This window comes from Sulfitobacter sp. 1A15106 (genome assembly GCF_043556995.1).
Classification (GTDB): domain Bacteria; phylum Pseudomonadota; class Alphaproteobacteria; order Rhodobacterales; family Rhodobacteraceae; genus Sulfitobacter; species Sulfitobacter faviae.
Genome location: NZ_JBIFFM010000003.1, coordinates 52,398 through 75,004 on the forward strand (window position 1 = coordinate 52,398; position 22,607 = coordinate 75,004).

General features: G+C 64.1%; 25 protein-coding genes. 13 read left to right on the top strand and 12 right to left on the bottom strand.

Annotated elements, in window-relative coordinates; translation table 11 throughout:
* Positions 1 to 49 precede the first annotated feature (49 nt).
* The 4 genes from ACGYKA_RS05140 to ACGYKA_RS05155 are packed head-to-tail and all read right to left on the bottom strand — an operon-like array spanning position 50 to position 4,470.
* On the bottom strand, positions 50 to 562 hold the full coding sequence (locus ACGYKA_RS05140) for a DUF3035 domain-containing protein (RefSeq protein ID WP_394438126.1): 513 nt from the start codon (positions 560 to 562) through the stop codon (positions 50 to 52).
* Between the two features lie 52 nt (positions 563 to 614).
* Entirely contained in the window at positions 615 to 1,103 is a 489-nt protein-coding gene (lspA, locus tag ACGYKA_RS05145; RefSeq protein ID WP_394408679.1) for a signal peptidase II, read from the bottom strand.
* A 15-nt stretch (positions 1,104 to 1,118) separates the two neighbouring features.
* Positions 1,119 to 2,705, bottom strand: a complete 1,587-nt coding sequence (gene purH / locus ACGYKA_RS05150) for a bifunctional phosphoribosylaminoimidazolecarboxamide formyltransferase/IMP cyclohydrolase (RefSeq protein WP_394408676.1) — start codon at positions 2,703 to 2,705, stop codon at positions 1,119 to 1,121.
* A 16-nt stretch (positions 2,706 to 2,721) separates the two neighbouring features.
* The gene (locus tag ACGYKA_RS05155) at positions 2,722 to 4,470 is read right to left on the bottom strand and encodes a heparinase II/III family protein (RefSeq protein WP_394408673.1); all 1,749 of its coding nucleotides are present in this window, start codon (positions 4,468 to 4,470) and stop codon (positions 2,722 to 2,724) included.
* 164 nt (positions 4,471 to 4,634) lie between these two features.
* Between ACGYKA_RS05155 and ACGYKA_RS05160 the strand changes: the two genes are divergently transcribed.
* Positions 4,635 to 5,384, top strand: a complete 750-nt coding sequence (locus tag ACGYKA_RS05160; RefSeq protein ID WP_394408670.1) for a phosphate/phosphite/phosphonate ABC transporter substrate-binding protein — start codon at positions 4,635 to 4,637, stop codon at positions 5,382 to 5,384.
* Between the two features lie 3 nt (positions 5,385 to 5,387).
* Here the strand turns inward: ACGYKA_RS05160 and ACGYKA_RS05165 are convergent, their stop codons facing one another.
* Entirely contained in the window at positions 5,388 to 6,659 is a 1,272-nt protein-coding gene (locus tag ACGYKA_RS05165) for an RsmB/NOP family class I SAM-dependent RNA methyltransferase (RefSeq protein WP_394408667.1), read from the bottom strand.
* A 198-nt stretch (positions 6,660 to 6,857) separates the two neighbouring features.
* On the opposite strand from ACGYKA_RS05165, the gene ACGYKA_RS05170 reads away from it, so the two are divergent.
* Positions 6,858 to 7,058, top strand: a complete 201-nt coding sequence (locus tag ACGYKA_RS05170) for a DUF1674 domain-containing protein (protein WP_271689916.1) — start codon at positions 6,858 to 6,860, stop codon at positions 7,056 to 7,058.
* A 5-nt stretch (positions 7,059 to 7,063) separates the two neighbouring features.
* Here ACGYKA_RS05170 and ACGYKA_RS05175 read toward each other — a convergent pair whose 3' ends face one another.
* The gene (locus ACGYKA_RS05175; protein WP_394408664.1) at positions 7,064 to 7,423 is read right to left on the bottom strand and encodes a dihydrodipicolinate reductase; all 360 of its coding nucleotides are present in this window, start codon (positions 7,421 to 7,423) and stop codon (positions 7,064 to 7,066) included.
* 79 nt (positions 7,424 to 7,502) lie between these two features.
* Positions 7,503 to 8,321: a 4-hydroxy-tetrahydrodipicolinate reductase gene (dapB, locus tag ACGYKA_RS05180; RefSeq protein WP_394408661.1), complete on the bottom strand. Its 819-nt coding sequence runs from the start codon at positions 8,319 to 8,321 to the stop codon at positions 7,503 to 7,505.
* A 96-nt stretch (positions 8,322 to 8,417) separates the two neighbouring features.
* Between dapB and rbfA the strand changes: the two genes are divergently transcribed.
* The 8 genes from rbfA to ACGYKA_RS05220 all read left to right on the top strand — a co-directional run bounded on the left by rbfA (position 8,418) and on the right by ACGYKA_RS05220 (position 16,239).
* Positions 8,418 to 8,861, top strand: coding sequence for a 30S ribosome-binding factor RbfA (gene rbfA / locus ACGYKA_RS05185; protein WP_394408658.1), 444 nt, complete (start codon positions 8,418 to 8,420; stop codon positions 8,859 to 8,861).
* Positions 8,858 to 9,604, top strand: a complete 747-nt coding sequence (locus ACGYKA_RS05190) for a phosphodiester glycosidase family protein (RefSeq protein ID WP_394408655.1) — start codon at positions 8,858 to 8,860, stop codon at positions 9,602 to 9,604. Before rbfA ends, ACGYKA_RS05190 begins: the two co-directional genes overlap by 4 nt.
* 77 nt (positions 9,605 to 9,681) lie before the next feature.
* A complete protein-coding gene (gene truB, locus ACGYKA_RS05195) occupies positions 9,682 to 10,608 on the top strand; it encodes a tRNA pseudouridine(55) synthase TruB (RefSeq protein ID WP_271692914.1) in 927 nt (308 codons plus the stop codon).
* A 6-nt stretch (positions 10,609 to 10,614) separates the two neighbouring features.
* Positions 10,615 to 11,151 (top strand): DUF1643 domain-containing protein, encoded by a 537-nt coding sequence (locus ACGYKA_RS05200; RefSeq protein WP_394408807.1) that lies wholly within the window; start codon positions 10,615 to 10,617, stop codon positions 11,149 to 11,151.
* 87 nt (positions 11,152 to 11,238) lie between these two features.
* A complete protein-coding gene (locus ACGYKA_RS05205; protein WP_394438135.1) occupies positions 11,239 to 12,177 on the top strand; it encodes a calcium-binding protein in 939 nt (312 codons plus the stop codon).
* A gap of 168 nt (positions 12,178 to 12,345) precedes the next feature.
* Complete coding sequence (gene rpsO / locus ACGYKA_RS05210) at positions 12,346 to 12,615, top strand: 30S ribosomal protein S15 (protein ID WP_067266742.1); 270 nt, start codon at positions 12,346 to 12,348, stop codon at positions 12,613 to 12,615.
* A 282-nt stretch (positions 12,616 to 12,897) separates the two neighbouring features.
* A complete protein-coding gene (gene pnp / locus ACGYKA_RS05215) occupies positions 12,898 to 15,039 on the top strand; it encodes a polyribonucleotide nucleotidyltransferase (protein ID WP_394408649.1) in 2,142 nt (713 codons plus the stop codon).
* A 198-nt stretch (positions 15,040 to 15,237) separates the two neighbouring features.
* On the top strand, positions 15,238 to 16,239 hold the full coding sequence (locus ACGYKA_RS05220) for a stealth family protein (RefSeq protein ID WP_271688856.1): 1,002 nt from the start codon (positions 15,238 to 15,240) through the stop codon (positions 16,237 to 16,239).
* Between the two features lie 15 nt (positions 16,240 to 16,254).
* Here ACGYKA_RS05220 and ACGYKA_RS05225 read toward each other — a convergent pair whose 3' ends face one another.
* The 4 genes from ACGYKA_RS05225 to ACGYKA_RS05240 form a co-directional block, all read right to left on the bottom strand.
* Complete coding sequence (locus tag ACGYKA_RS05225; protein ID WP_394408646.1) at positions 16,255 to 16,908, bottom strand: peroxiredoxin; 654 nt, start codon at positions 16,906 to 16,908, stop codon at positions 16,255 to 16,257.
* A 183-nt stretch (positions 16,909 to 17,091) separates the two neighbouring features.
* Entirely contained in the window at positions 17,092 to 17,739 is a 648-nt protein-coding gene (locus ACGYKA_RS05230) for a pseudouridine synthase (protein ID WP_394408643.1), read from the bottom strand.
* Between the two features lie 48 nt (positions 17,740 to 17,787).
* Positions 17,788 to 18,246 carry a GAF domain-containing protein gene (locus tag ACGYKA_RS05235; RefSeq protein ID WP_394408640.1) on the bottom strand — a complete coding sequence of 153 codons (459 nt, stop codon included), beginning with the start codon at positions 18,244 to 18,246 and terminating at the stop codon, positions 17,788 to 17,790.
* A gap of 75 nt (positions 18,247 to 18,321) precedes the next feature.
* Positions 18,322 to 19,494 (bottom strand): thiolase family protein, encoded by a 1,173-nt coding sequence (locus ACGYKA_RS05240; RefSeq protein WP_394408637.1) that lies wholly within the window; start codon positions 19,492 to 19,494, stop codon positions 18,322 to 18,324.
* 87 nt (positions 19,495 to 19,581) lie between these two features.
* Here ACGYKA_RS05240 and ACGYKA_RS05245 point away from each other — a divergent pair, with 87 nt between their 5' ends.
* The 3 genes from ACGYKA_RS05245 to ACGYKA_RS05255 all read left to right on the top strand — a co-directional run bounded on the left by ACGYKA_RS05245 (position 19,582) and on the right by ACGYKA_RS05255 (position 22,193).
* Positions 19,582 to 19,920 carry an STAS domain-containing protein gene (locus tag ACGYKA_RS05245; protein WP_394408804.1) on the top strand — a complete coding sequence of 113 codons (339 nt, stop codon included), beginning with the start codon at positions 19,582 to 19,584 and terminating at the stop codon, positions 19,918 to 19,920.
* Between the two features lie 4 nt (positions 19,921 to 19,924).
* Positions 19,925 to 20,389 carry an ATP-binding protein gene (locus ACGYKA_RS05250; protein ID WP_394408634.1) on the top strand — a complete coding sequence of 155 codons (465 nt, stop codon included), beginning with the start codon at positions 19,925 to 19,927 and terminating at the stop codon, positions 20,387 to 20,389.
* 226 nt (positions 20,390 to 20,615) lie between these two features.
* Positions 20,616 to 22,193 (top strand): gamma-glutamyltransferase family protein, encoded by a 1,578-nt coding sequence (locus ACGYKA_RS05255; RefSeq protein ID WP_394408631.1) that lies wholly within the window; start codon positions 20,616 to 20,618, stop codon positions 22,191 to 22,193.
* Between the two features lie 38 nt (positions 22,194 to 22,231).
* Here ACGYKA_RS05255 and hspQ read toward each other — a convergent pair whose 3' ends face one another.
* Positions 22,232 to 22,558: a heat shock protein HspQ gene (hspQ, locus tag ACGYKA_RS05260; protein WP_067261750.1), complete on the bottom strand. Its 327-nt coding sequence runs from the start codon at positions 22,556 to 22,558 to the stop codon at positions 22,232 to 22,234.
* Positions 22,559 to 22,607: the final 49 nt, after the last annotated feature.

Below are 22,607 nucleotides of genomic sequence, written 5' to 3' on the forward strand. Positions count from 1 at the left end.
ATATCGCCTTTCGCATTACCTACGCGGTCTGGCGCTACTTTCAAGAAGCCTAGCGAAAACGTGTGTCCTGCGGCGGGTAGGACGGCGTGCGCCCGCCTGCCCTGCGCCAGCGCTCCGCCTCGCTATGGGCGTCGAGGATCATGCGCTTGTAGGCTTGGCCGTAGCGATCAACCGGCACGATACGGAATTGGGTGAAACGGCCCTTGCGCTTGCGGAATTCCGCGTCGGCCTCGGCCAAGCTGGCGCGGATGCCGGGCTGCACGCCCATCCGGCTTGCATGTTGAACCAGTGCTGCATCCCCCGCCGGGATGCCAGCAGAGGTATCCAAACGCCCGCCGAATGCCGCCACCCCTTCGGCCACCGCCGAGCGGTCGGTCAGGTTCGCCTGCCCCGGCGCCGGCGTGGGTAGGGTGTTCAGGTTGTCGGGACGCTCCAGCGGCTTGACCGGTTGGATCAGGAACTCATCAGGCCCTTCAGAAGTCGGATGCAAATCGCGAAGGCCCTGATTGCTGCAGGCGGCGAGGGCCAGCGGGATCAAGCTGATGAGGGCAATGCGGCGCATGGTGTCTCCTTTCGGGGTCTGCTTGTTCAATATCGCAGGCAAGCGGGCAATGTCACTGACCTTTTTTGCCCCGGCGTTTGGGCGCGCTTTTCGGCTCTCCGGTAAAGAGGATCAGCCCCACGGCCCCGGCAAAGATAAAGACATCCGCCAAGTTGTAGACGAAAGGGTTGTTGATGCCGCAGCAGGAGTTGTTCAGGAAATCGAGCACATAGCCGTAGATCAACCGGTCCGCCACATTCGCCAGCGCCCCGCCGACCAGCAGGCCACCGCTCAGCTGCGCCCAACGCCCATGCGGGCTGCGCCAGAGCCATAGGGTGACGCCCGCGCAGATCACCAGCGCCACCACGATCAGCACCCATTGGCTCATGTCGCCGCCAAGGCCAAAGTTGATGCCCCGGTTTTCCCCGTAGCGGAAATTCAGCACCGGCGGCAGCACGTCGATGGAGCGGACACGCGCCAGTTCCATCATGTGAATGACCACATATTTGCTGATCTGGTCGATCAGAAAGGCCACGAAGGCCGCGATGCCGAATGTCCGCATGGGGCTCCCCTTCGTTTAGTGCCGGAAGTGGCGCATGCCGGTGAAGACCATGGCAAGCCCCGCCTCATCCGCCGCCGCGATCACCTCGTCGTCCCGCATCGAGCCGCCGGGCTGGATCAGCGCCGTGGCACCGGCCTCGGCGGCGGTGATCAGGCCGTCCGCGAAGGGGAAGAAAGCATCGGAGGCCACGACCGAGCCTTGCGTCAGGGGGGCGTCGATCTCCATCACCTCGGCCATGTCTTGGGCCTTGCGCGCGGCGATGCGGGTGCTGTCCACGCGGCTCATCTGGCCCGCGCCGACGCCCACGGTGGCGCCGTCCTTGACGTAGATGATGGCGTTGGACTTGACGTGTTTGGCCACGGTCCAGGCAAAGAGCATGTCGTCCAGTTCCTGGTCAGAGGGCTTGCGCTTGGTCACGACTTTCAGATCATCGCGCGTGATGCGGCCCACGTCCTTGTCCTGCACAAGGAAGCCGCCCGAGACCTGACGCACCGCCAGTTCGGCGGCGGTCGGATCGGCGAGGCCTTCGGTGGTCAGCAGGCGCAGGTTTTTCTTGGCGGCGAAGATGCGCTTGGCATCCTCGTCCGCACCCGGCGCGATGACGACTTCGGTAAAGATCGCGGCGATGGCCTCTGCCGTTGGCCCGTCCAGCGGCTGGTTCAACGCGATGATGCCGCCGAAGGCCGAGGTGCGGTCACAGTCGAAGGCCCGTTTATAGGCCTCGAGCAGGGTCTCTCCGCGCGCCACGCCACAGGGGTTGGCATGTTTGATGATGGCGCAGGCGGGGCCGTCCTTGGGGTCGAATTCGCTAACCAGCGCGAAGGCCGCGTCGGTGTCGTTGATGTTGTTATAGGACAGTTCCTTGCCCTGATGCTGCACCGCGTTGGCCAGACCGGGGGCGTTCGAGCCATCGGTGTAGAAGGCCGCCTGCTGATGCGGGTTCTCGCCATAACGCAGGGTCTGGGCCAGCGTGCCGCCGAAGGTGCGACGGCGCGGCGTGGCCGCGACCTGCGCCGCCATCCATGTGCTGACGGCGGTGTCATAGGCGGCGGTGCGGGCATAGGCGGTCTGGGCCAGACGCTGGCGCAGGGCGTAAGTGGTCTGGCCGTCGTTGGCCTCCAGCTCCGCGATGACCTCGGCGTAATCCTCCACATCCACCACCACGTTGACAAAACCGTGGTTCTTGGCCGCCGAGCGGATCATCGCCGGGCCGCCGATGTCGATGTTCTCGATCACCTCGGCATATTCCGCGCCCTTGGCTACGGTTTCCTCGAAGGGGTAGAGGTTCACCACCACCAGATCGATCGCGCCGATGTTGTGCTCGTTCATCGCGGCGACGTGTTCGTCATTGTCGCGCAGGGCCAGCAGACCGCCATGCACGACCGGGTGCAGCGTTTTCACGCGCCCGTCCATCATCTCGGGAAAGCCGGTCACATCGGCCACATCCAGAACCTCCAGCCCCGCGTCGCGCAGCGCTTTCGCGGTGCCGCCGGTGCTGAGCAGTTCCACGCCCCGCGCCGCCAAAGCTTTGCCAAGGTCCAAAAGACCGGTCTTGTCGGATACGGAAAGCAGGGCGCGTTTGATGGGATAGAGGTCGGGCATGGGGCTGGTTCCTTGGTCAGTCTTCATCAGCATAGGGATCGTCGATCGACAAATCTCGCACGCCAATCGCAGTTTCCTGCGCTTTTGACAACGACCAGCGCACCCGCGTGGCATAGTTCATGGCATAGCCCGAGAGCACGATCTGCTGCGCGGCGCGTGGTTTCAGGCGGGTTGTCTCAAGGTAAACCCCCGGTTCCAAAGACAGATTATGCGTGCCGTCATGGCGAAACACCCAAATCTCCCCGCTTTTCAGCGCCATTGAGATCGCAGCCCCGCCAAGGTCCAGCGTGGCATCCACATCCGGGTGCAGGTGAAACCGGATGTCGAAGGCGACCCCCTTTGACTGGGCCGCGTTCAGCACTTTGTCAAAGCGCCGCTTCTCCGCCCCCTCTATCGCCAGCAACATATCCTCCCCCGAAAGGCCGCGCCCGTCTGCGGTCAGCTCCAGCCGCCGCGCATGGGTCAGACCGTGGCTGCGCAGATAGGCGTCATGCGCGCCTTCGAAACGCAGCCCATCCGCCGCCTCACCGATCTCGACGGGCACGTGGCGCGGGCCCGCGATCAACGCCTCCGCCCCGCTATGCGGATCAGGCTCCGCCAGTCGCGCGCTGGAATGGCCGACGAGCGACAGGGCCGAATGCGACGGCGTGGCGCGCCCCGCCCGCCGCCACTCCAGCCCGAAAGACGCGCCGGAGCCGCAATTCACCACCAAGGGCCGCCGCCCCGAGGTCAGCTCGAATGCCAATGTCGAGGCATGGGCGTTGGTCGAGGCCGCACCGCTTGGCGGGGCTGCCGCATCGACGATCACGCTGGTGCGGCCTGCGGACAGTCTTGCAAAGCCCATGGCCAGCCCATCGGGCTGCCGTGTCTTGACCTTGGCCGCCGCCAGCGCGTGGTCCAGCCAGCCCTCCATGCCGCGCCCGCCGCCGTGAAACCGCGCCAACGCTCCATCCGCATGGCGCAGGCTGCGCAGGGTCGGCGCGATCCGCTCGATCGCGGTCAGATGCTCCTTGGGCGTGCTGCGGCCCGCATCGCTCAGCGCGGCGGCGGCCCATGTCAGCAGGGTGAAGACGGCCAGCAGTTCCTCGGGATTGCGCGTGGGCAGCCCCCCCTCGGCATCGATCTGGCTGGCGCATTCCCGGGCGAGGGCCTTGACCGCCGGATCGGCCAGTTCGGCCAGCCCCTCAAGCGACAGGCTGGCATAGATCAGCCCGGCCAGCGCCTCAAAACGCGGCAGGCCGGGGGCCGCCCCGCGCCATCGTTTCGACAGGAACCGGGTCTGCCGTTCGAGGGATCGGTAGAAGGCGTCGCTCTGCTCGGCCTCGGTCCCGCGCAACAGGAAAAGCGCGTGGTTGATCCAACGGATCAGCCGCCGCCCGGTCAGCGCCGGAGTCCAGCCCGGCCCCTGCCCGCGCCCGAAACGGTCGATCCAGCCCCAAAGCCACGCCTGCGCCGCCCCCCGCGCCCGCGCATCGCCCACGGCAGCGAGGTCATCGAGCCACGCAAAACCGTGCAGCTCCGCGGCAAAGGCGGGGTCAGGCGGGGTCAGGTCCCACATGGCGGTTTGCGGCGCGGTCAGCAGGCTGCCGGCAAAGAGGTAATTGCCCGCCATCAACTGCCGCCCCCGCGCGAAAGAGCCGATGGTGCGCGGCTCGGGCGAGGAGGTGAACGCGACGACCCGCCCCCGGCCCCGGGTCGCACGCCAAGCGTGCCAGCGGTTCAGAAACCGCGCCCTGCGGGCCATGACGCTGGAAAGATTAATCATATCAAGCTGCCCCTGACGCTCTGCTGGCGTTTGGCGGCAGCATAACCGCGGCCCCACAATGAGTCACCGGATTTTCCCCGCGCGGCGGAGGATCGGCGGGGAACCGACGCTTGCCACCGCGCGGCGGCGCGGCCTAAACAGGGACACCCCAAGCGGAGCCGCCGATGATCGCCAGCCTGATGATGTACCTGCGCCCAGAGACCGCCGAGGCGACAGGGCGCTTCTGGGCCATGATCCGTGACGCCCTGCGCGCGCAGGGCACCCCGGCCCCGGAAAGGCTGAGCAATGATGCCGAGGAATTCGCCGTCTGGACCGCGCCGGACCTCACCCTCTCCCAGACCTGCGGGATGCCTTACCGCCTGTGGCTGCACGACCGTGTCACGCTGATCGGCACGCCGGACTTTGGCGTCGCAGGCTGCCCGCCGGGGTATTACAACAGCGTTTTCGTGGTTCGCGCCAATGATCCCCGTGAAACAATTTCCGATTTCCACGCGGCGCGCTTCACCTACAACCAGACGTTCTCGCAATCAGGCTATGCCGCCCCCTACGCGCATTGCCGGGCGCGGGGCTTTTGGTTTGCAGAGCGTAGCCAAAGCCACGGTCACCGCGCCTCGGCCCTAGCCGTGGCCGAGGGGCGCGCGGATATCGCGGCGCTGGATGCGGTGTCTTGGCGGCTGATCGAAAGCCATGACGCTTTCGCGGGTGACCTGCGGGTGCTGGAGCGCACGGCCCCGACCCCCGGCCTGCCCTATATTGCGGCGGCTGATGCCGATGCGGTGGCAACAGCCGCGGCGGTGCGCGCGGCCATTGGCGGACTCACGGCAGCAGATGCCGCCACGCTAGGGCTCCGCGGCCTCATAGACATTCCGAAAGCGGCCTATCTCGCCGTGCCCTCCCCACCCGACGAGGCGTGAGGGTCAGTCCTTGCGCAGACAGGCGATGTAGAACCCGTCCATCCCACCTTGATCGGCCCAGAAATCGGGGCGCAGGCGCAGCCCGCCCTCTTCGGTGTGCCAATCGGCCTCGACCCCCGGCAGTTCCAGCGCGGCGGTGTCGACGGTCATGTCGCCATGCCGCTCTAAGGCTTCGTCGACCTGCACTTCGCCCTCGTCGGGCAGCAGGCTACAGGTGCAGAACACCAACCGCCCGCCGGGCTTGAGCAGGCTCCAGGCATGGTCGATCAACTCGGATTGCAACTCGATCAGATCCCCGAATTCAGATCCGTCCTTGGCATAGGGCAGGTCCGGGTGGCGGCGGATGGTGCCGGTGGCGGAGCATGGCGCGTCCAGCAGAATGGCGTCGAATGTACCCTGCACGTCGCGCGCATCTTTGGTCAGCGTCTTGGCCTTCAGCCCGACGCGGGCGAGGTTTTCCTTCACCCGCTGCATCCGGGGGTGCGACTGGTCGACGGCGGTGACAACCGCCCCCGCCGCAGCCAATTGCATCGTCTTACCCCCGGGCGCGGCGCAGAGGTCCAACACCGTCTCGCCCTCCTTGGGCGCCAGCACCCGCACCGGGATCGCGGCGGCGGCATCTTGCACCCACCAGTCGCCCTCGGCAAAGCCCGGCATGGTTGAGACCTGCCCGGCATCCGTCACCCGGACGGAGCCTGTCGGCAGCAGCGTGCCCCCCACGGCCTCTGCCAAAGCGGCGGCGTCGCCCTTGGCGGTCAGATCAAGCGGTGCGCCTGCGAAATGCGCCTGTTCCATCGCGGCCATGGCATCGGTGCCCCAAGCCTCGGCCAGCGGCCCGCGCAGCCATTTCGGCAGGCGTGGCGCGCGCAGGGCATCCCATGCCTCGGGCCCCTGAGCGGCGATCTTGCGCAGCACGGCGTTGGTCAGCCCCTTGAGATGGCTTAGCGTGCGGTGTTGCGAGACGAGGTTCACCATCGCATTCACCACCCCGTGCGCGGCCCCGCCCTGACAAAGCTCAACCGTGCCGACCCGCAGCACATTGCGCACGGTCAGCGGCGGTGCCTTTTGCAGGTGCTTTTGCAGCAACCGATCCGCACGTTCCAATCCGCGCAGCGTGTCCTGCGCCAAGCGTTGCGCCCGCGCCCGATCATCGGGGGGCAGCTTGTCCAGCGCGCCCGCGGCAAGAAGCTCGGACATCAGTCGCGGCTCATCGCCCAAAATCTGATCCAGCAGATAAACCGCGCTTCTGCGGGCCTGAACGCCTGTGTCTGCCATGGTCTATCCTATCTGGGTCTGGCTTGAGGGGTTGCCGGGTTGTCTGGGCCAGCGGGCGACGTATATCAAGGGAGAACTTGGCTCAAGAGGACCATGATGCCCGATCAACGCCCCATTCCCGACAGCAAACCCGGCCCTGATCCCACGCCCAGCCCCGCGCCGGACCTGCCCCCGCAGCCCAAACCGGGGCCGAAACCGATCCCCGACACGCCGCAAGACCCGACGCCAGCCCCCGGCCCCGATCTGCCCGCCGCCGCCCAGCGCGCCTTGGCCGAGGCTGCCGCCCGGCGTGAGGCGGCAGCCGCGCTCGACATGCCCACCGAACTTGGCGGGCGCGACGGGCCAGAACCTGTGCGCTATGGCGATTGGGAAAAGAAGGGCATCGCCGTCGATTTTTAAGCGCTTCAGCGCAGGGTCAGCACCGCCGACTCCCCCGCGCCCCTGTCGGAGGTAAAGCGGAGTTTCGCGCCATCTCGGGTGACCACTTGGCAGTTATAGCCCAGATCCTTGCCGCCCCAGACCAGCGTGCGGCAGAAGTAGCCGTCTTGCCATGACCACTTGCCGGTCACCTCCCAAACCGCGCCCTTGCCGGAAATGGCCCCGCCTGAGGTGACCCGCAGATCGACCAGCGGGCGGGTTAGCCTTTTGCCATTCACCGCCGCAACGAAGTCTGACTTGTTCTGAATACGGGCGTATTCCGCCGCAGCGGGCAGACCAACAGCCGCGAGCATCGCTGTCACGGCCAGTGCAAAGGTAATCTTCATCGAAACCTCCCTTGGGGTGAGTTGCCTGAGGCACTCACGTAGCCAAGGAAGGTAAAGTTTCAGATAATTTGCCTGCGCCTCAGCCCTTCAGGCCAAGCACGTCCAACATGTCGTATTCCCCCGGCGCTTTGCCCTGCCCCCAAAGCGCGGCCTTGAGCGCACCGCGGGCGAAAAGCGCACGGTCCGAGGCGATGTGGCGCAGGATGATCCGCTCTCCGGCGGCGGCGAACATCACGTCATGTTCGCCCACGATATCGCCGCCCCGGATCGCGGTGAAACCGATATCGCCCTTTTGCCGCGCGCCGGTGATCCCATCACGGGCCCGGTCCGAAACATCCGCCAGTTTGACACCGCGCCCTTCGGCGGCGGCTTCGCCCAGCATCAATGCAGTGCCCGAGGGGGCATCGACTTTCTGATTGTGGTGCGATTCGATGATCTCAATGTCGTAATCCACGTCCAGCGCGGCGGCGACCTGCCGGGTCAGCTGCGTCAGCAGGTTCACGCCGAGGCTCATGTTCCCCGCACGGACGATGACGGCCCCCTGTTCGGCAGCAGGGGCAAGCTGCGCGATCTCATCTTCGGTCATGCCGGTGGTGCCGATGACATGGACGATCCCGGCCTTGGCGGCCTCACCGGCAAAAGCGATGGTGGCCTGCGGCGCGGTGAAGTCGATGACGGCCTGCACCTTGCCAAACGCCTCTGCCGCATCGTCTGTCACAGTCACGCCCGAGGCCGTGCCGCCCATCGCCTCGCCCAGATCGCGGCCAATCCAGTCATGGCCCGGACGCTCTAGCGCCGCGGCCAGATGCATTTTGTCGCTTGCGTTGATCTCACGGATCAACATTTGGCCCATGCGGCCAGAGGCGCCGGTGACGGCAATGCCGGGGGTCTGTGTCATACTCGGTCTCCTGCGGTTCTGGCCGTGACTGGCAGGGCCGGTTTAGCCCGTCGCGGAGCGCTTGGCAAAGTGCAACCGAAGCCTTAGATGAGGGGCATGGCAAAGAACAAGTTTCATGAGGGCCCCGGCCCGTCGCAACGACAACTCCGCGTGGGCGAAACCGTCCGCCGCGCCTTGTCCGATGTCCTCGCACGCGGGGATGTGCATGACACCGATCTCAATCGGATGTCGATCACCGTGGGCGAGGTGCGCATCTCCCCCGACCTCAAGATCGCCACGGCCTATGTGCTGCCCTTGGGCGGGGAGGGTCAGGATGAGGTTCTAAAACTGCTGGCCCGCAACAAAAGCGAATTGCGCCGTCAGGTCGCCAAGAAACTGACGCTCAAGTTCTCGCCCGATCTGCGCTTTCAGTTGGACCAGACCTTTGACCGGATGGACGACACCCGCCGCATGCTGAACCAAGAGGTGGTGCGCCGCGATGCGGATGCCCCCGATGACGACGGCGCCGGTGACAGTGCCAATGGCGCGCCGGATCAGTGATCCGCGCGGGCCTGATCGCATTCGCGCTCCTGGCGCTGAAAGGCACGCCTGCGGACGCTGCCGAATGCCGCAACATTACCTTTGACGGCAGTTCCTACACGATCTGCGAAGTCGATCTGGAGCGGGACGACCTGCGGCTTTTCCTCAACAACGAGGCCGGCGCGCCCTATGGGTTCTTCGGCTCGCTTGACGAGGCGCTGAAAGCGCAGGGGCTGCGGCTTGGTTTTGCCATGAACGCAGGCATGTACCACGAAGACCGCTCTCCGGTTGGGCATTACATCGAAGAAGGGGTCGAGACGCGCGGCGTGATCGACAGTGCTGGCCCCGGCAATTTCGGCCTGCTGCCCAATGGGGTCTTTTGCCTGCGCGAGGGCCGCGCCGATGTGATCGAGACCAAGCGCTATCTTACGGCCAAGCCGAACTGCCGTTTCGCCACGCAATCCGGCCCGATGCTGGTCATCGACGGGGCGCTGCACCCGCGATTCCTGCCCGACAGCACCTCGCGCTACATCCGAAATGGGGTTGGCACCACGGCAGATGGCAAGCGCGCGGTTTTCGCGATTTCTAATGACGTGGTTACCTTTCACGAATTCGCCCGGCTCTACCGGGATGAGTTGGACCTGCCTAACGCGCTGTATTTCGACGGCAATATCTCGCGCCTGCGCGCGCCCAGCCTGCGCCGCAGCGGAGCGGGCTTCACCACCTTGGGGCCGATCGTAGGCATCGTGACGCCCGCTAAGTAAGCTTTTCCCCGCTTGGGGGCTGGGCAGCGCGGCGCGGCTCCGATAGAGGGCAGCACCACAAAGCGAAGGGGCAAGACATGGCACGCAAACGCAAGGGTCGCGATATTTCTGGTTGGCTGGTGGTGGACAAACCCGCTGGTCCCACCTCGACCGCCGTGGTCAACAAGGTCCGTTGGGCGCTGGAGGCCAAGAAGGCGGGCCATGCAGGCACGCTCGACCCCGAAGCGACCGGCGTTCTGGCCATCGCCTTGGGCGAAGCGACCAAGACCGTGCCCTATATCACCGACGCGCTCAAAGCCTATGAGTTCACCGTACGTTTGGGGATCGCCACCAATACCGACGACGCCGAAGGCGAAGCCATCGGCACCTCTGACCTGCGCCCCGATGACGCCGCGATCAAGGATGCGCTGAACGGCTTCATCGGTGACATCCAGCAGGTGCCGCCGCAGTTCTCCGCCGTAAAGATCGACGGCCAACGCGCCTATAAACGCGCCCGCGACGGCGAAGAGATGGAGATCGCCGCCCGCCCCCTATGGGTGGAAAGCCTACTGCTGGTCGACCGCCCCGATGCCGATCATGTCACGCTTGAAATGGTCTGCGGCAAGGGCGGCTATGTCCGCTCCATCGCGCGCGATCTGGGGCAGAAGCTTGGCTGTCTCGGCCATGTCCGCGAATTGCGCCGCACATGGTCCGGCCCGTTCGAGGCAGGCAACGCCCTGACGCTGGCGCAGGTGGACGAACTGGCCCGGACACCGGAACTCGACACCTATCTGTTGCCGCTGGCAGAAGGGCTTGCCGACCTGCCCGAAGTCAAAGCCACCCCCGAAGGCGCCACCCGCCTGCGCAACGGCAACCCCGGCATGGTCATCGCCCATGACGTGGAATATGGCGATGAGTGCTGGGCCTCGCTCGACGGGCAGCCCGTCGCCGTGGGCCGCTTCAAGGCGGGGGAATTGCACCCGAGCCGGGTGTTCAACCTGTCGTCGGACGCGAATGAGGGCTGAATGGCCCTGATCACCCGCAGCCACACCAAGGGCGACGCACCTTCGACCGCGGTCTACTCGCCCTGCGAGCAATACCGCTACAGCCTTACCCGGGTTTGGGAGACAGGCGCGCCGCGGGTGATGTTCGTGATGCTCAACCCCTCCACCGCGACCGAGGTGCAGAACGACCCGACGGTCGAGCGCTGCGAGCGTCGGGCGCGGGTGCTGGGCTTTGGCGGCTTCCGGGTGACCAATATCTTCGCCTTCCGCGCCACCGACCCGCGCGACATGCGCGCCGCGGCCGATCCCATCGGCCCCGACAATGACGCCACACTGGTCGAGGGGGCCGATTGGGCCGACCGCATCATTGCCGCTTGGGGCGTGCATGGCGCCCATCTCGACCGCGGTCTGGCCGTCGCGGCTCGGCTGGCTGAGGGGGCGAAACCGCTCTACCACCTCGGCCTCTCCAAAGCCGGGCACCCCCGCCATCCGCTCTACCTGCCCTACACCCAAGAGCCGGTTTTGTGGCAGCCCGAGCCCCCGGCGCGGGCAGGTATTCGTTAACCATTTCCCCGCTATTCCTTTGATTTTACAGCCACGACATGCCCTTTTGAAACTGGGACGATGTGTGGGGCATCAAGCAATCAACGGGTGGAACTGCAGATGTTGTGGCTGGCTGGGGTAATGGGTCTGATGGCGGTCGGCGCCGTCACTTTCGTGGAAATCGAAACACCGCCGGAGGACGCGTTGCCTGAGGGGGACAGCCCGGGCGGCGGCACCACCACGGTCGGAGATATCCTGTTAGGCAGCGATGACGGTGAGACGGTGCAGGGCGGCCCCGGCGACGACCAGCTTGGCGGCTACGGCGGGGAGGACCTGCTTCGTGGCGGCGGCGGGAATGATCACCTGCACGGCCACGGCGGCAATGACACGCTCCAAGGTGGCGCGGGCGGCGACATCCTGCATGGCAATGACGGGGATGACGACCTTTTTGGCGGCGCGGGCAACGACAGCCTCTTTGGCCACAATGACGATGACTTTCTCTATGGCGGGGCGGGCGATAATGCGCTGCAAGGCGCGGCGGGGGACGACCTGCTGGAGGGCGAAGCCGGAAACGATGCCCTGCAAGGCGGGCTTGGCGACGATGCGCTACGCGGCGGCGCGGGCGTGGATACGCTTTTTGGCGGCTGGGGCGACGACACGCTCACCGGGGCGGATGACCAACAAAGCCCCGATTTCCTGAACGGCGGCGGCGGCGACGACCTGATCATCGCGGGCGCCGGGGATGTGGTGACCTCGGGCGACGGCACCGATCAGATCGCCTTGGGGGACTGGATCGGCCAAGGCGGGGCCGCGCAGATCACGGACTACCACGCGGCGGACGATTCGCTGCTCTTTGTCTGGGACGACAGCAGCGCGGGCGGGGCGGAGCCGCCGCTCTCCATCCTGCCCGACCCGGAGGATGCGGGCCGAACCCTCGTCCTGCTGGATGATATCATCGTCGCGCGGGTGGCGGGGGACAGCATCACGCTGGACGATATCGCGTTGATCCCACTCTCTGCAGCCTTCGACCTCGGCCTCGCGGCCTAAGGCGGGCCGGAGCCCATCCGCAAATCACCCTTTGCCAAAGGCGGAAATTCCTCCTATACGCCCCCATCGCCTGCTGATTCCGTCAGTGGGTGATATCTCCATGGGCCTGCGCTGGACGACATCCCGGCCTGCGCCATCCATTTTAACTCTTTTCGAAAGGAGACCCCGATGTCGATCACTGCTGAAGAAAAAGCAAAAGTCATGAAAGAATTCGGCACCAAAGAAGGCGACACCGGTTCGCCCGAAGTTCAGGTTGCCATTCTGACCTCCCGCATCACCACGCTGACCGAGCACTTCAAGACCCACAAAAAAGACAACCACGGCCGCCGTGGTCTTTTGAAAATGGTCGCGACGCGACGCAAGCTGCTGGATTACGTTAAGGCCAAAGACGAGTCCCGCTATCAGGACCTGATCAAACGCCTCGGCCTGCGCCGCTAATCGTGCGCAAGCCGCCGGAAGTTCCGGTGACATGACGACCAAAACCTCCCGGCCCCCGCCGGGAGGTTTTTTGTTGCGCGCAGACCGGGGCGCGCTGCGGCGGAAAGAACCCGCCGCTTATGGCCCCGAGGCGACAGAACACTTCCCATTTGCCATGAAAACATGTATGCCCGCGCAATCTGAAATCCGGCGCCCGGACTCCAGCGCCTGAAAAAGAAGATACCGGAGTCAGGGGCAATACGGCCCCTATTCAATGGCCAATGGGCCAAAAAGGAAACGTAGATGTTTAATGTAACGAAAAAATCGATCCAGTGGGGCGAAGAGACGCTGACACTGGAAACCGGTAAGGTTGCCCGTCAGGCGGACGGGTCGGTGATTGCCACGCTGGGTGAGACCAGCGTCATGGCCAACGTGACGTATGCACGTCAGCAAAAGCCCGGGCAGGATTTCTTCCCCCTGACCGTGCACTACCAAGAGAAATACTATGCCGCCGGTAAAGTACCCGGTGGCTTCTTCAAGCGTGAGGCTCGCCCCACCGAGAAGGAAACCCTGACCGCGCGTCTGATCGACCGTCCGATCCGCCCGCTCTTCGTCCCCGGCTTCAAAAACGAAGTTCTGGTGATGTGCACCGTGCTGAGCCACGATCTGGTCAACGACCCCGACATGGTCGCCATGATCGCCGCCTCCGCCGCGCTGACACTCTCGGGCGCGCCCTTCATGGGTCCGATCGCGGGCTGCCGTGTGGGCTATGAGGGTGGCGAATATGTGTTGAACCCGACCATCGACGACATGCAAGACCTGCGCCTGAACCCCGACCAGCGCCTCGACCTCGTGGTCGCGGGCACCAAGGATGCGGTGATGATGGTCGAATCCGAAGCCTATGAGCTGTCGGAAGAGGAAATGCTGGGCGCCGTGAAATTCGCCCATGAGCAGATCCAGCCGGTCGTCGACCTGATCATCGATCTGGCCGAGGAAGCCGCGAAAGAGCCTTTCGACTTCCAGCCCGAAGACTATTCCGATCTGTCGGCTGCCGTGAAAGCCGCTGGCGAAGACGAAATGCGTGCCGCTTTCGCGATCGTGGACAAGCAAGAGCGCACCGCCGCCGTTGCTGCTGCCCGTGAGACGATCAAGAGCAAGCTCACCGAAGAGCAGCTTGAGGACAAGAACCTCAGCTCCGCGATGAAGGGCCTTGAGGCCAGCATCCTGCGCGGCGACGTGGTGAAAACCGGCAAGCGTATCGACGGCCGTCGCACCGACGAGATCCGCGACATCGTGGCCGAAACCGGCATCCTGCCGCGGACCCACGGCTCGGCGCTCTTCACGCGTGGTGAGACGCAGGGCCTCGTGGTGACCACGCTCGGCACCGGCGACGATGAGCAGTTCATCGACGCGCTGCACGGCAACTTCAAATCGAACTTCCTGCTGCACTATAACTTCCCGCCCTACTCGGTCGGCGAAGTGGGTCGCGTGGGCCCTCCCGGACGCCGCGAAGTCGGCCACGGCAAGCTTGCATGGCGCGCCCTGCAGGCGGTTCTGCCCGCGGCGACCGACTTCCCCTACACCATCCGTCTGGTCTCCGAGATCACCGAATCCAACGGCTCCTCGTCGATGGCATCGGTCTGCGGTGGCTCCCTGTCTATGATGGACGCGGGCGTGCCGCTGAAATCGGCCGTGGCCGGTGTGGCCATGGGTCTGATCCTCGAAGATGACGGCTCCTACGCGATCCTGTCGGACATCCTGGGTGACGAAGACCACCTTGGCGACATGGACTTCAAGGTCGCGGGCACCGAAGCCGGCATCACCTCGCTGCAGATGGACATCAAGGTCGCAGGCATCACGCCCGAGATCATGGAGAAAGCCCTGGCACAAGCCAAAGAAGGCCGCATCCACATCCTCGGCGAGATGAACAAGGCGATCTCCGGCGCCGCGGACTTCTCCGTTCACGCCCCGCGTATCGAGACCATGCAGATCCCGACCGACAAGATTCGTGAAGTGATCGGCTCCGGCGGCAAGGTGATCCGCGAGATCGTCGAGGTTTCCGGCGCCAAGGTCGACATCAACGACGAAGGCACCATCAAGATCGCCAGCCCCAACGGCGAAGCGATCAAGAAAGCCTATGACATGATCTATTCGATCGTGGCCGAGCCCGAAGAGGGTGCCATCTACACCGGCACCGTCGTGAAAATCGTCGATTTCGGCGCCTTCGTGAACTTCTTCGGCAAGCGCGACGGTCTGGTCCACGTCTCCCAGATCGAAAACCGCCGCCTGAACCACCCTTCGGACGTTCTGAAGGAAGGTCAGGAAGTGAAAGTCAAGCTTCTGGGCTTCGACGATCGCGGCAAGGTGCGCCTGTCGATGAAAGTCGTCGATCAGGAGACCGGCGAAGAGATCACTGCCGAGAAGAAAGAAGCGGCAGAGGGCTAAACCCCGACCGCGACCTGACTAACGAAGGCCCCTGCGCAGCCGCGCGGGGGCCATTTTCGTAGCATGAAGGTTCAACCTCTCGAACCTAGCCATCCCGCAAGCATGCTGATCACATTGCTCCGGTCCGCATGACGTGCCTCCCGCGCTACGGAGACTTTATCGACTTGCGCCGCCGTCTGATGAAGCTATCTAGCGCGCATGACCGAGAAAACGCTTTCACCAATTGATGCCGTCATCGCCTGGGTCGATGGGAACGACCCCGCCCACGCGGAAAAACGCCGCCGTTATGCGGCCGAAGACGGCGTCCGGCACAAGACATCGCAGGCCGCTACACGCTTCGACAGCCAAGGCGAGATTTACGTCTGCGTGGCCTCGATCCTCAAGTTCTTGCCGTTCATTCGCACCATCTGGATCGTGACCGACGGCCAGCGACCGCCGTTCATCGATAATTTCGCAACGTCTGGGCATTGCTCGGCGGACAAAATCCGGATTGTCGATCACCGTGATATTCTGGGTGACCATCCGGAGGCTCTGCCCACCTTTAACAGCCTGACAATCGAAGCCGCGCTTTGGCGCATTCCGGGGCTGGCGGACCGGCATATCTATTTTAACGACGATATGTTTGTCAAATCGAGCCTGCCTCCGTCCTACTTTTTCGACGAGGATGGGCATCCAAAAGTCCGGGGGCGAATCCTCAGTATGCGATCCACGGGCGGTATCGACTGGCTAAAGCACGACCTGTTGCGCAAGCTCCGTCCAAATCACTGGGGTCGCGCCTCCTTCCGCACAGCTCAGGAGAACGGCGCTCTCGCCGTAAGAAACCAACGCACATTCATTCACCAAGAGCATTGGCCCCACCCGATGCGAACCACGACGCTTGCGCGCTATTACGAAGAGAACCCTGAGGAGTTTGCCAAACAGGTCCGTCCGCGCTTCCGTGTGCGCGAACAGCATTGGCCGATCTCACTACACAATCATCTCACGACAGTAACAGCCTACGAACCGCCCCGTGTGGCCTATGCAAAACCCGGGCGCCATGTCGATACAATGCTCAGCCAACTGCTGGCCGAAGGTTACGACTTTGGCTGCATGCAGAGCTTGGATGAAATCGACCCCGACAAGACCGCTCGGCTATTCAGCGGTCTTGTCGACATCTATCAGCCCTATCTCGATATGAGAATGCTGGGCGCGGGGGCATAAACCTCCCCGCGCCCCTTAGGCCTTCAATTTTGCTTTGCGCAAATAGGGCAACACCGTCTCAAACGCCCCGAACGTCGCCTTGGCGTCCTCATCCGACACCGTCGCGGGGATGATCACATCCTCACCCACCTGCCAATCCGCAGGCGTCGCCACTGCGTTCTTCGCCGCCGTCTGCAACCCGTCCAAAGCCCGCAGAACCTCGGCAAAGTTCCGGCCCACGTTCATCGGATAGGTCATGCTCAGCTTCAACTGCTTATCCGGCCCGATGATGAAAACCGACCGCACCGTGGCGCTGTCATTGGGCGTGCGGCCATCGGGCAGATAGGCCTCCGCAGGCAGCATATCAAAGGCTTTCGACACTTCCAGCCCCGCATCCGCGATGATCGGGAAACCGGCCTCGGCCCCTGCAACCTTCTCGATATCGCCCTTCCACTTCTTATGCTCTTCAACACCGTCGACACTGACGCCAATCACTTTGGTGCCGCGCTTTTCCCATTCCTCGGAAAGCCGCGCCACGGCGCCGAACTCGGTGGTGCAAACAGGGGTGAAATCCTTGGGGTGGGAGAACAGGATCGCCCAATTGTCACCGACGAACTCATGCAGGGAAAAGCTGCCCTGATCGGTTTCGACTGTAAGATCGGGAATAGTGTCGTTGATACGCAAGCCCATGATATCCTCCGGGTCAATCTGTGAACAGATAGGTCAGAGGTAATCGCAAACCCCGCCGGTTTCACCCCCCGATCGCCACAAAGCCCAACTTCACCGCAGCGCCACGGCCCCTTCCCCTTCGTCCTTTCTTAAATACCAATCCCGCCCCCACCTCACGGCGCAAGGCCGGGCAGGGAGCGCAGCTCAGAAAGGCGCCTTGGCCCGCACCTTCGTCGATGCGCCGCCCTGCGGATGGTTGAACCGCAATTCCTCGCTATGCAGCATCAACCGCGGAAAATCTCGTGCAGGTCCTGTGGCATAGAAAGGGTCGCCCAAAATCGGATGCCCGAGCGCCAGCATATGCACACGCAGCTGATGACTGCGTCCGGTCTTGGGGAACAGCCGAAGGCGCGCAGTCTCCCCATCGTTCTTGACCATCTTCCAATCGGTCTGCGCGGGCTTCCCGGTCTCATGGCAGACCATCTGCCGAGGGCGGTTGGGCCAATCGACGATCAGCGGCAGATCGACACGGCCGGATTTCTCCGCTGGCACCCCCCAGACCCGCGCGACATAGGTCTTGCGGGTCATGCGCTTTTCGAACTGCAACCCAAGGTGACGCTGCGCATGGGGCGTCAGGGCAAAGATCATCACGCCCGAGGTGTCGCGATCCAGCCGGTGCACCAGCAGCGCTTGAGGGAAGACCGCCTGCACCCGCGTGATCAGGCAATCGGCCAGATGTTCGCCCTTGCCCGGCACGCTAAGCAGCCCCGAAGGTTTGTCGACCAGCAGAACTTCGGCATCTTCATGCAGAATGACCAGCGGGTCCTGCGGCGGGTTATATTCGCTATCCATCACTCCCCCTCGCAGATGCGGCCCCGCAGATCAAGCGGGGCATGGCGGTCAGCTGACGGCGGCGAAACTCGCCTTGAGGATCGCGCTTAGCGCATCGGCATCGGCTTGGGTGAAAGCGTTTGGCTGGTCGCTGTCGATGTCGAAAACGCCCAGCAACTCCCCCGCGCCGTTCCAGACCGGCAGCACCAATTCCGAACGTGTCGAAGAGGCGCAGGCGATATGGCCCGGAAAGGCATCGACATCCTCGACCAATTGCACCTCGCCCGTGCGCGCCGCGGCCCCGCAGACCCCGCGCGAAAAGGGGATGACCAGACAGCCGTGCCCGCCCTGATAGGGGCCGATCTTCAACAATTCGGGCGCGGTCACCCGGTAAAAGCCGGTCCAGTCAAAACGGTCATCCGCGTGATGCACCTCGCAGGCGATGGTGGCCATCAGGGCCACGGCATCGTCTTCGCCCTCGGTCAAGGCGGCGATGGTTTTGGCAAGGGTTTGGTAGTCGACGGTCATGGCGATACTCTTATTGCAGACGGGAAAAAGGAGGCTAACCGCCTCCCCCATAAATACTCTAGTCGGCCCGTAGGATCAGGGGCGCTCAATGGCGATGGCCGTGCCCTCACCGCCGCCAATACAGATCGCCGCGACACCGCGTTTCAGCCCGCGTTTTTCCAGCGCGTTCAGCAGGGTCACCATGATCCGCGCGCCCGAGGCACCGATCGGGTGGCCAAGCGCGCAGGCGCCGCCGTTGACGTTCACGATATCATGCGAGAGGTCCATCTCATGCATGAAAGCCAGCGGCACGACGGCGAAGGCTTCGTTGACCTCCCACAGATCGACATCCTCTTTCTTCCAGCCGATCCGCTCCAGCAGCTTTTGCGCGGCGGGCACGGGTGCTGTTGTGAAAAGCCCCGGCGCTTGGGCATGGCTGGCGTGGCCCACGATCCGTGCACGGATGTGCAGCCCCTTGCGCTTGGCGCTGTCCTCATCCGCCAAAACCAAAGCCGCCGCCCCATCGGAGATCGACGAAGAATTCGCCGCCGTCACCGTGCCGCCCTCGCGGAAGGCCGGTTTTAGCTGGGGGATCTTTTCGGGCCGGGCGCTGGCGGGCTGTTCGTCGGCGCTGACCGTGGTGCTGCCACGGCGCGACCTCACCTCGACCGGGGCGATCTCATCTTCAAAGGCGCCGCTTTCCTGCGCCTCGATGGCGCGCGACAGAGAGGCCAGCGCATAGTCGTCCTGCGTCTCGCGGGTGAACTGGAAGCGTTCGGCGCAATCCTCGGCAAAGGTGCCCATCAGGCGGCCCTTGTCATAGGCGTCTTCCAACCCGTCGAGGAACATGTGGTCGATCACCTGACCGTGGCCGAGCCGCGCGCCGCCGCGCATCTTGGGCAGGACGTAGGGCGCGTTGGTCATGCTCTCCATGCCGCCGGCGACCATGACATCGGTCTGGCCAAGCGCGATCTGGTCAAAGGCCATCATCGCCGCCTTCATGCCTGAGCCGCACATTTTGTTCAGCGTCGTGGCGGGCACCTCTTCGCTCAGACCGGCTTTGAACCCGGCCTGACGCGCGGGCGCTTGGCCTTGGCCTGCGGGCAGAACGCAGCCCATCAGCACCTCTTGCACTTCGGCAGGATCCGTCTTGCCCAAAGCCGCCTTGATCGCGCTGCCGCCCAATTCCGCGGCGGTCAGCCCCTCAAAGGCCCCCTGAAAACCGCCCATCGGGGTTCTGGCTGCACCGGTTATTACGACATTGCGCATCACGTTCTCCTAGAGTTGCACCGCATACCAGTTGGTAAAGTTTTACGGTTAATCACGTCTCGAACTTCAAAGTCTCGGGGCATGTCTATGGAAGTTTCCGCCAAAACAGAAGACCGCTTTTGCGTGGTCAGCGTGCTGCATGACCGGATCGACGCCGCCGCGGCGCTGGAGTTCAAGGATGCGCTGCGTCGCGCCGCGGCCCATGCGCCGCCGGTGGTGATCCTTGATTTGCACCGGGTCAATTTCATTGATTCCAGCGGTTTGGGCGCGATCGTGGCGGCGATGAAACATCTGGCGCCGCAGCGCGCGCTGGTGCTGGCCGGGCTGACCCCGGCGGTGGAAAAGGTCTTTATCCTCACCCGGATGGATAGGGTCTTTGGCATCTTCCACACGCTTGACGCCGCCCTTACCGCGCATCGAGAATAGCGCGATGCGGCTCTCCGCCGCGCGGTCCGCGCTCTGCCCGTTCGAGATCACCGTTCACAGCGGCCCGCAGGCCGCGCGGGAGGCGCTCACGCTTTTGCTGGACGCGCTAAGCTGCCTTTCGCTCGGGGCCGAGGAGGTCTGCGTGGTGCGTTTGGTGGTCGCCGAAATGCTGAACAATATCGTCGAACACGCCTACCCCGACCCGCACCACCCCGGCCCCATCCATATCGCCTGCCATCACGCGCCCGACGGCCTGCACCTTGCCGTGTCGGACGAAGGGCTGCCGATGCCCGATCTGCAAGCGCCCTTGGGCCTGCCGCAAGAGATCGACCGCCCCGTTTGCGACCTGCCCGAAGGCGGCTTTGGCTGGTTCCTGATCCGCGATCTGGCGAAAGACCTGACCTATCGCCGCTTGGCCCAAGAGAACCGGATCGACCTGCGGCTCCCGGTTGGGTTACCGCCGCGTTAACATCTGCGGCAGCGCGTCCCGCATATTTCGCAAAACGGCCCCGCTGGGATCACAATTGCGCCTTGGTTGCCGGTCATAAACGGGGCTGTAGCTGCATATGGCTTCCCTCGGTGCCGTGTTTAATAGCCCCCACCCAGTACGCGGTGCCGAGGAACTTTCCCCCGCATTGGCAGAACCGAGATCTCCGTCTAGGGTCACGCTGACGTAATTCAGCGAGGGGCAGCACATGCGCGATTTTCACCTTCCCGGCCGGTCACCGGTCTTGGCCACCAACGGCATCTGCGCCACATCGCATCCGCTGGCGGCGCGGGCGGCGGTCGATATCCTTGCGCGCGGCGGCAACGCGATGGACGCGGCCATCGCCGGGGCGGTGCTCCTCGGCATTTGCGAGCCGCAGATGACCGGGATCGGCGGCGACTGTTTCGTGCTCTACTCTCCGGCAGGCAGCGAGAAGGTCCATGCCCTCAACGGGTCCGGTCGCGCGCCAGCGGCACTGGATGCCGCGAAACTGCGGGACCGAGGTGAGCAGACGGTGCCGCTCCGCTCGGCGGATGCCGTGACCATCCCCACAGCCATCGACGCCTTCTGCCACCTCTCGGAAAGCGCCGGCAAACTGGGGTTGGACGCCCTGCTCGCCCCCGCGATCCACTATGCCGAGGCGGGGGTGCCCGTCGCCCCGCGCGTGGCCTTTGACTGGGCCACCGATGGCGGCACCCTTCAGGGGCGCGCGCGGGATCACTTCCTCATCAACGGCAAAACGCCCCGCACCGGCGACATCTTCCGCGCGCCGGGACAGGCCGAAGTGCTGCGCCGCGTGGCCGCGCAGGGCCGCGATGCCTTCTACACCGGAGAGATCGCCGAGGACATGATCGCCACCCTGCAAGCCGCAGGCGGCAGCCACAGCGCCGAAGATTTCACCAAGGCCCGCGCCGAGGTCACGACGCCCGTGTCAGGCCAGTACAAAGACCTCGAAGTGGTCGAACATCCGCCCAACGGCCAAGGGGCGACCGCCCTGTTACTGATGAATGTCCTCGATCACTTCGACATCGCCGGGATGGACCCGCTGGGGGCCGAGCGGCTGCATATCGAAGCTGAGGCCACCAAACTGGCCTATGACGCGCGCAACCGCTTTCTGGCCGACCCGGACCACACCACGCGGCTTGAGCAGATGCTGGCGCCTGAGACCGCCCGCGCCCTTGCGGCCCTGATCGACCCCAAACGCGCCATGGCCGCCGCCGCCCCGATCAGCGAGGCGGTGCATAAAGACACGATCTATATCACCGTGGTCGACGGCGACGGCATGTCGGTCTCGCTCATCTATTCGATCTTCCACGGCTTCGGTTCTGGCATCGCGTCAGACAAGTTCGGCATCCTGCTGCAGAACCGTGGCGCGGGTTTCACATTGGAGGAAGGCCACCCGAATGAGCTGAAAGGCGGCAAACGCCCGATGCATACGATCATCCCCGGCATGATCCGCGAGAATGGCCGGGTGACCATGCCCTTTGGCGTGATGGGCGGGGCCTATCAGCCCTGCGGCCATGCGCGCTTTGCCTCGAACCTCACCGATTTCGGCATGGACGTTCAAAGCGCCATCGACGCACCCCGCGCCTTTGCCGATGGGCAGGTGATGAAGGTCGAGCGCGGCTTTGGCGATGACGTGCGCCAAAGCTTGAGCGATCTGGGCCATAGGGTCGAAGTGCCCGAAACGGCGATCGGCGGGGCACAGGCGATCCGCATCCGCGAAGATGGCGTGCTGGAAGGCGCGAGCGATCCGCGCAAGGACGGCTGCGCCTTGGGCTATTGATGAAGACCTCTGGCGGGCTGGGAAACAGCCCGCAGGGCTTAGTTCATCTGGAAATGCAGCGGATAGGCACCGTCGGTGAAGGGGCCAAACAGATCGGGGATATCGGGGTGGTCCACAGGCTCCCCCGAATAATCAGCCACGAGGTTCTGCTCGGACACATAGGCCACATAGTAGCTCTGATCGTTCTCAGCCAAGAGATGATAGAACGGCTGATCTTTCACCGGCCGGTTCTCTTCGGGAATCGCCTCATACCATTCTTCGGTGTTGGCGAATTCCGGGTCGACGTCAAAAATCACGCCCCGAAAGGGATGCTTCTTGTGACGGACAATCTGCCCGAGGTGATATTTTGCGCGTGTTCGTATCATAACATGCTGCCCCTACCCCTCGACGGTAGCCCTTTCAAGGGGCTTTTGT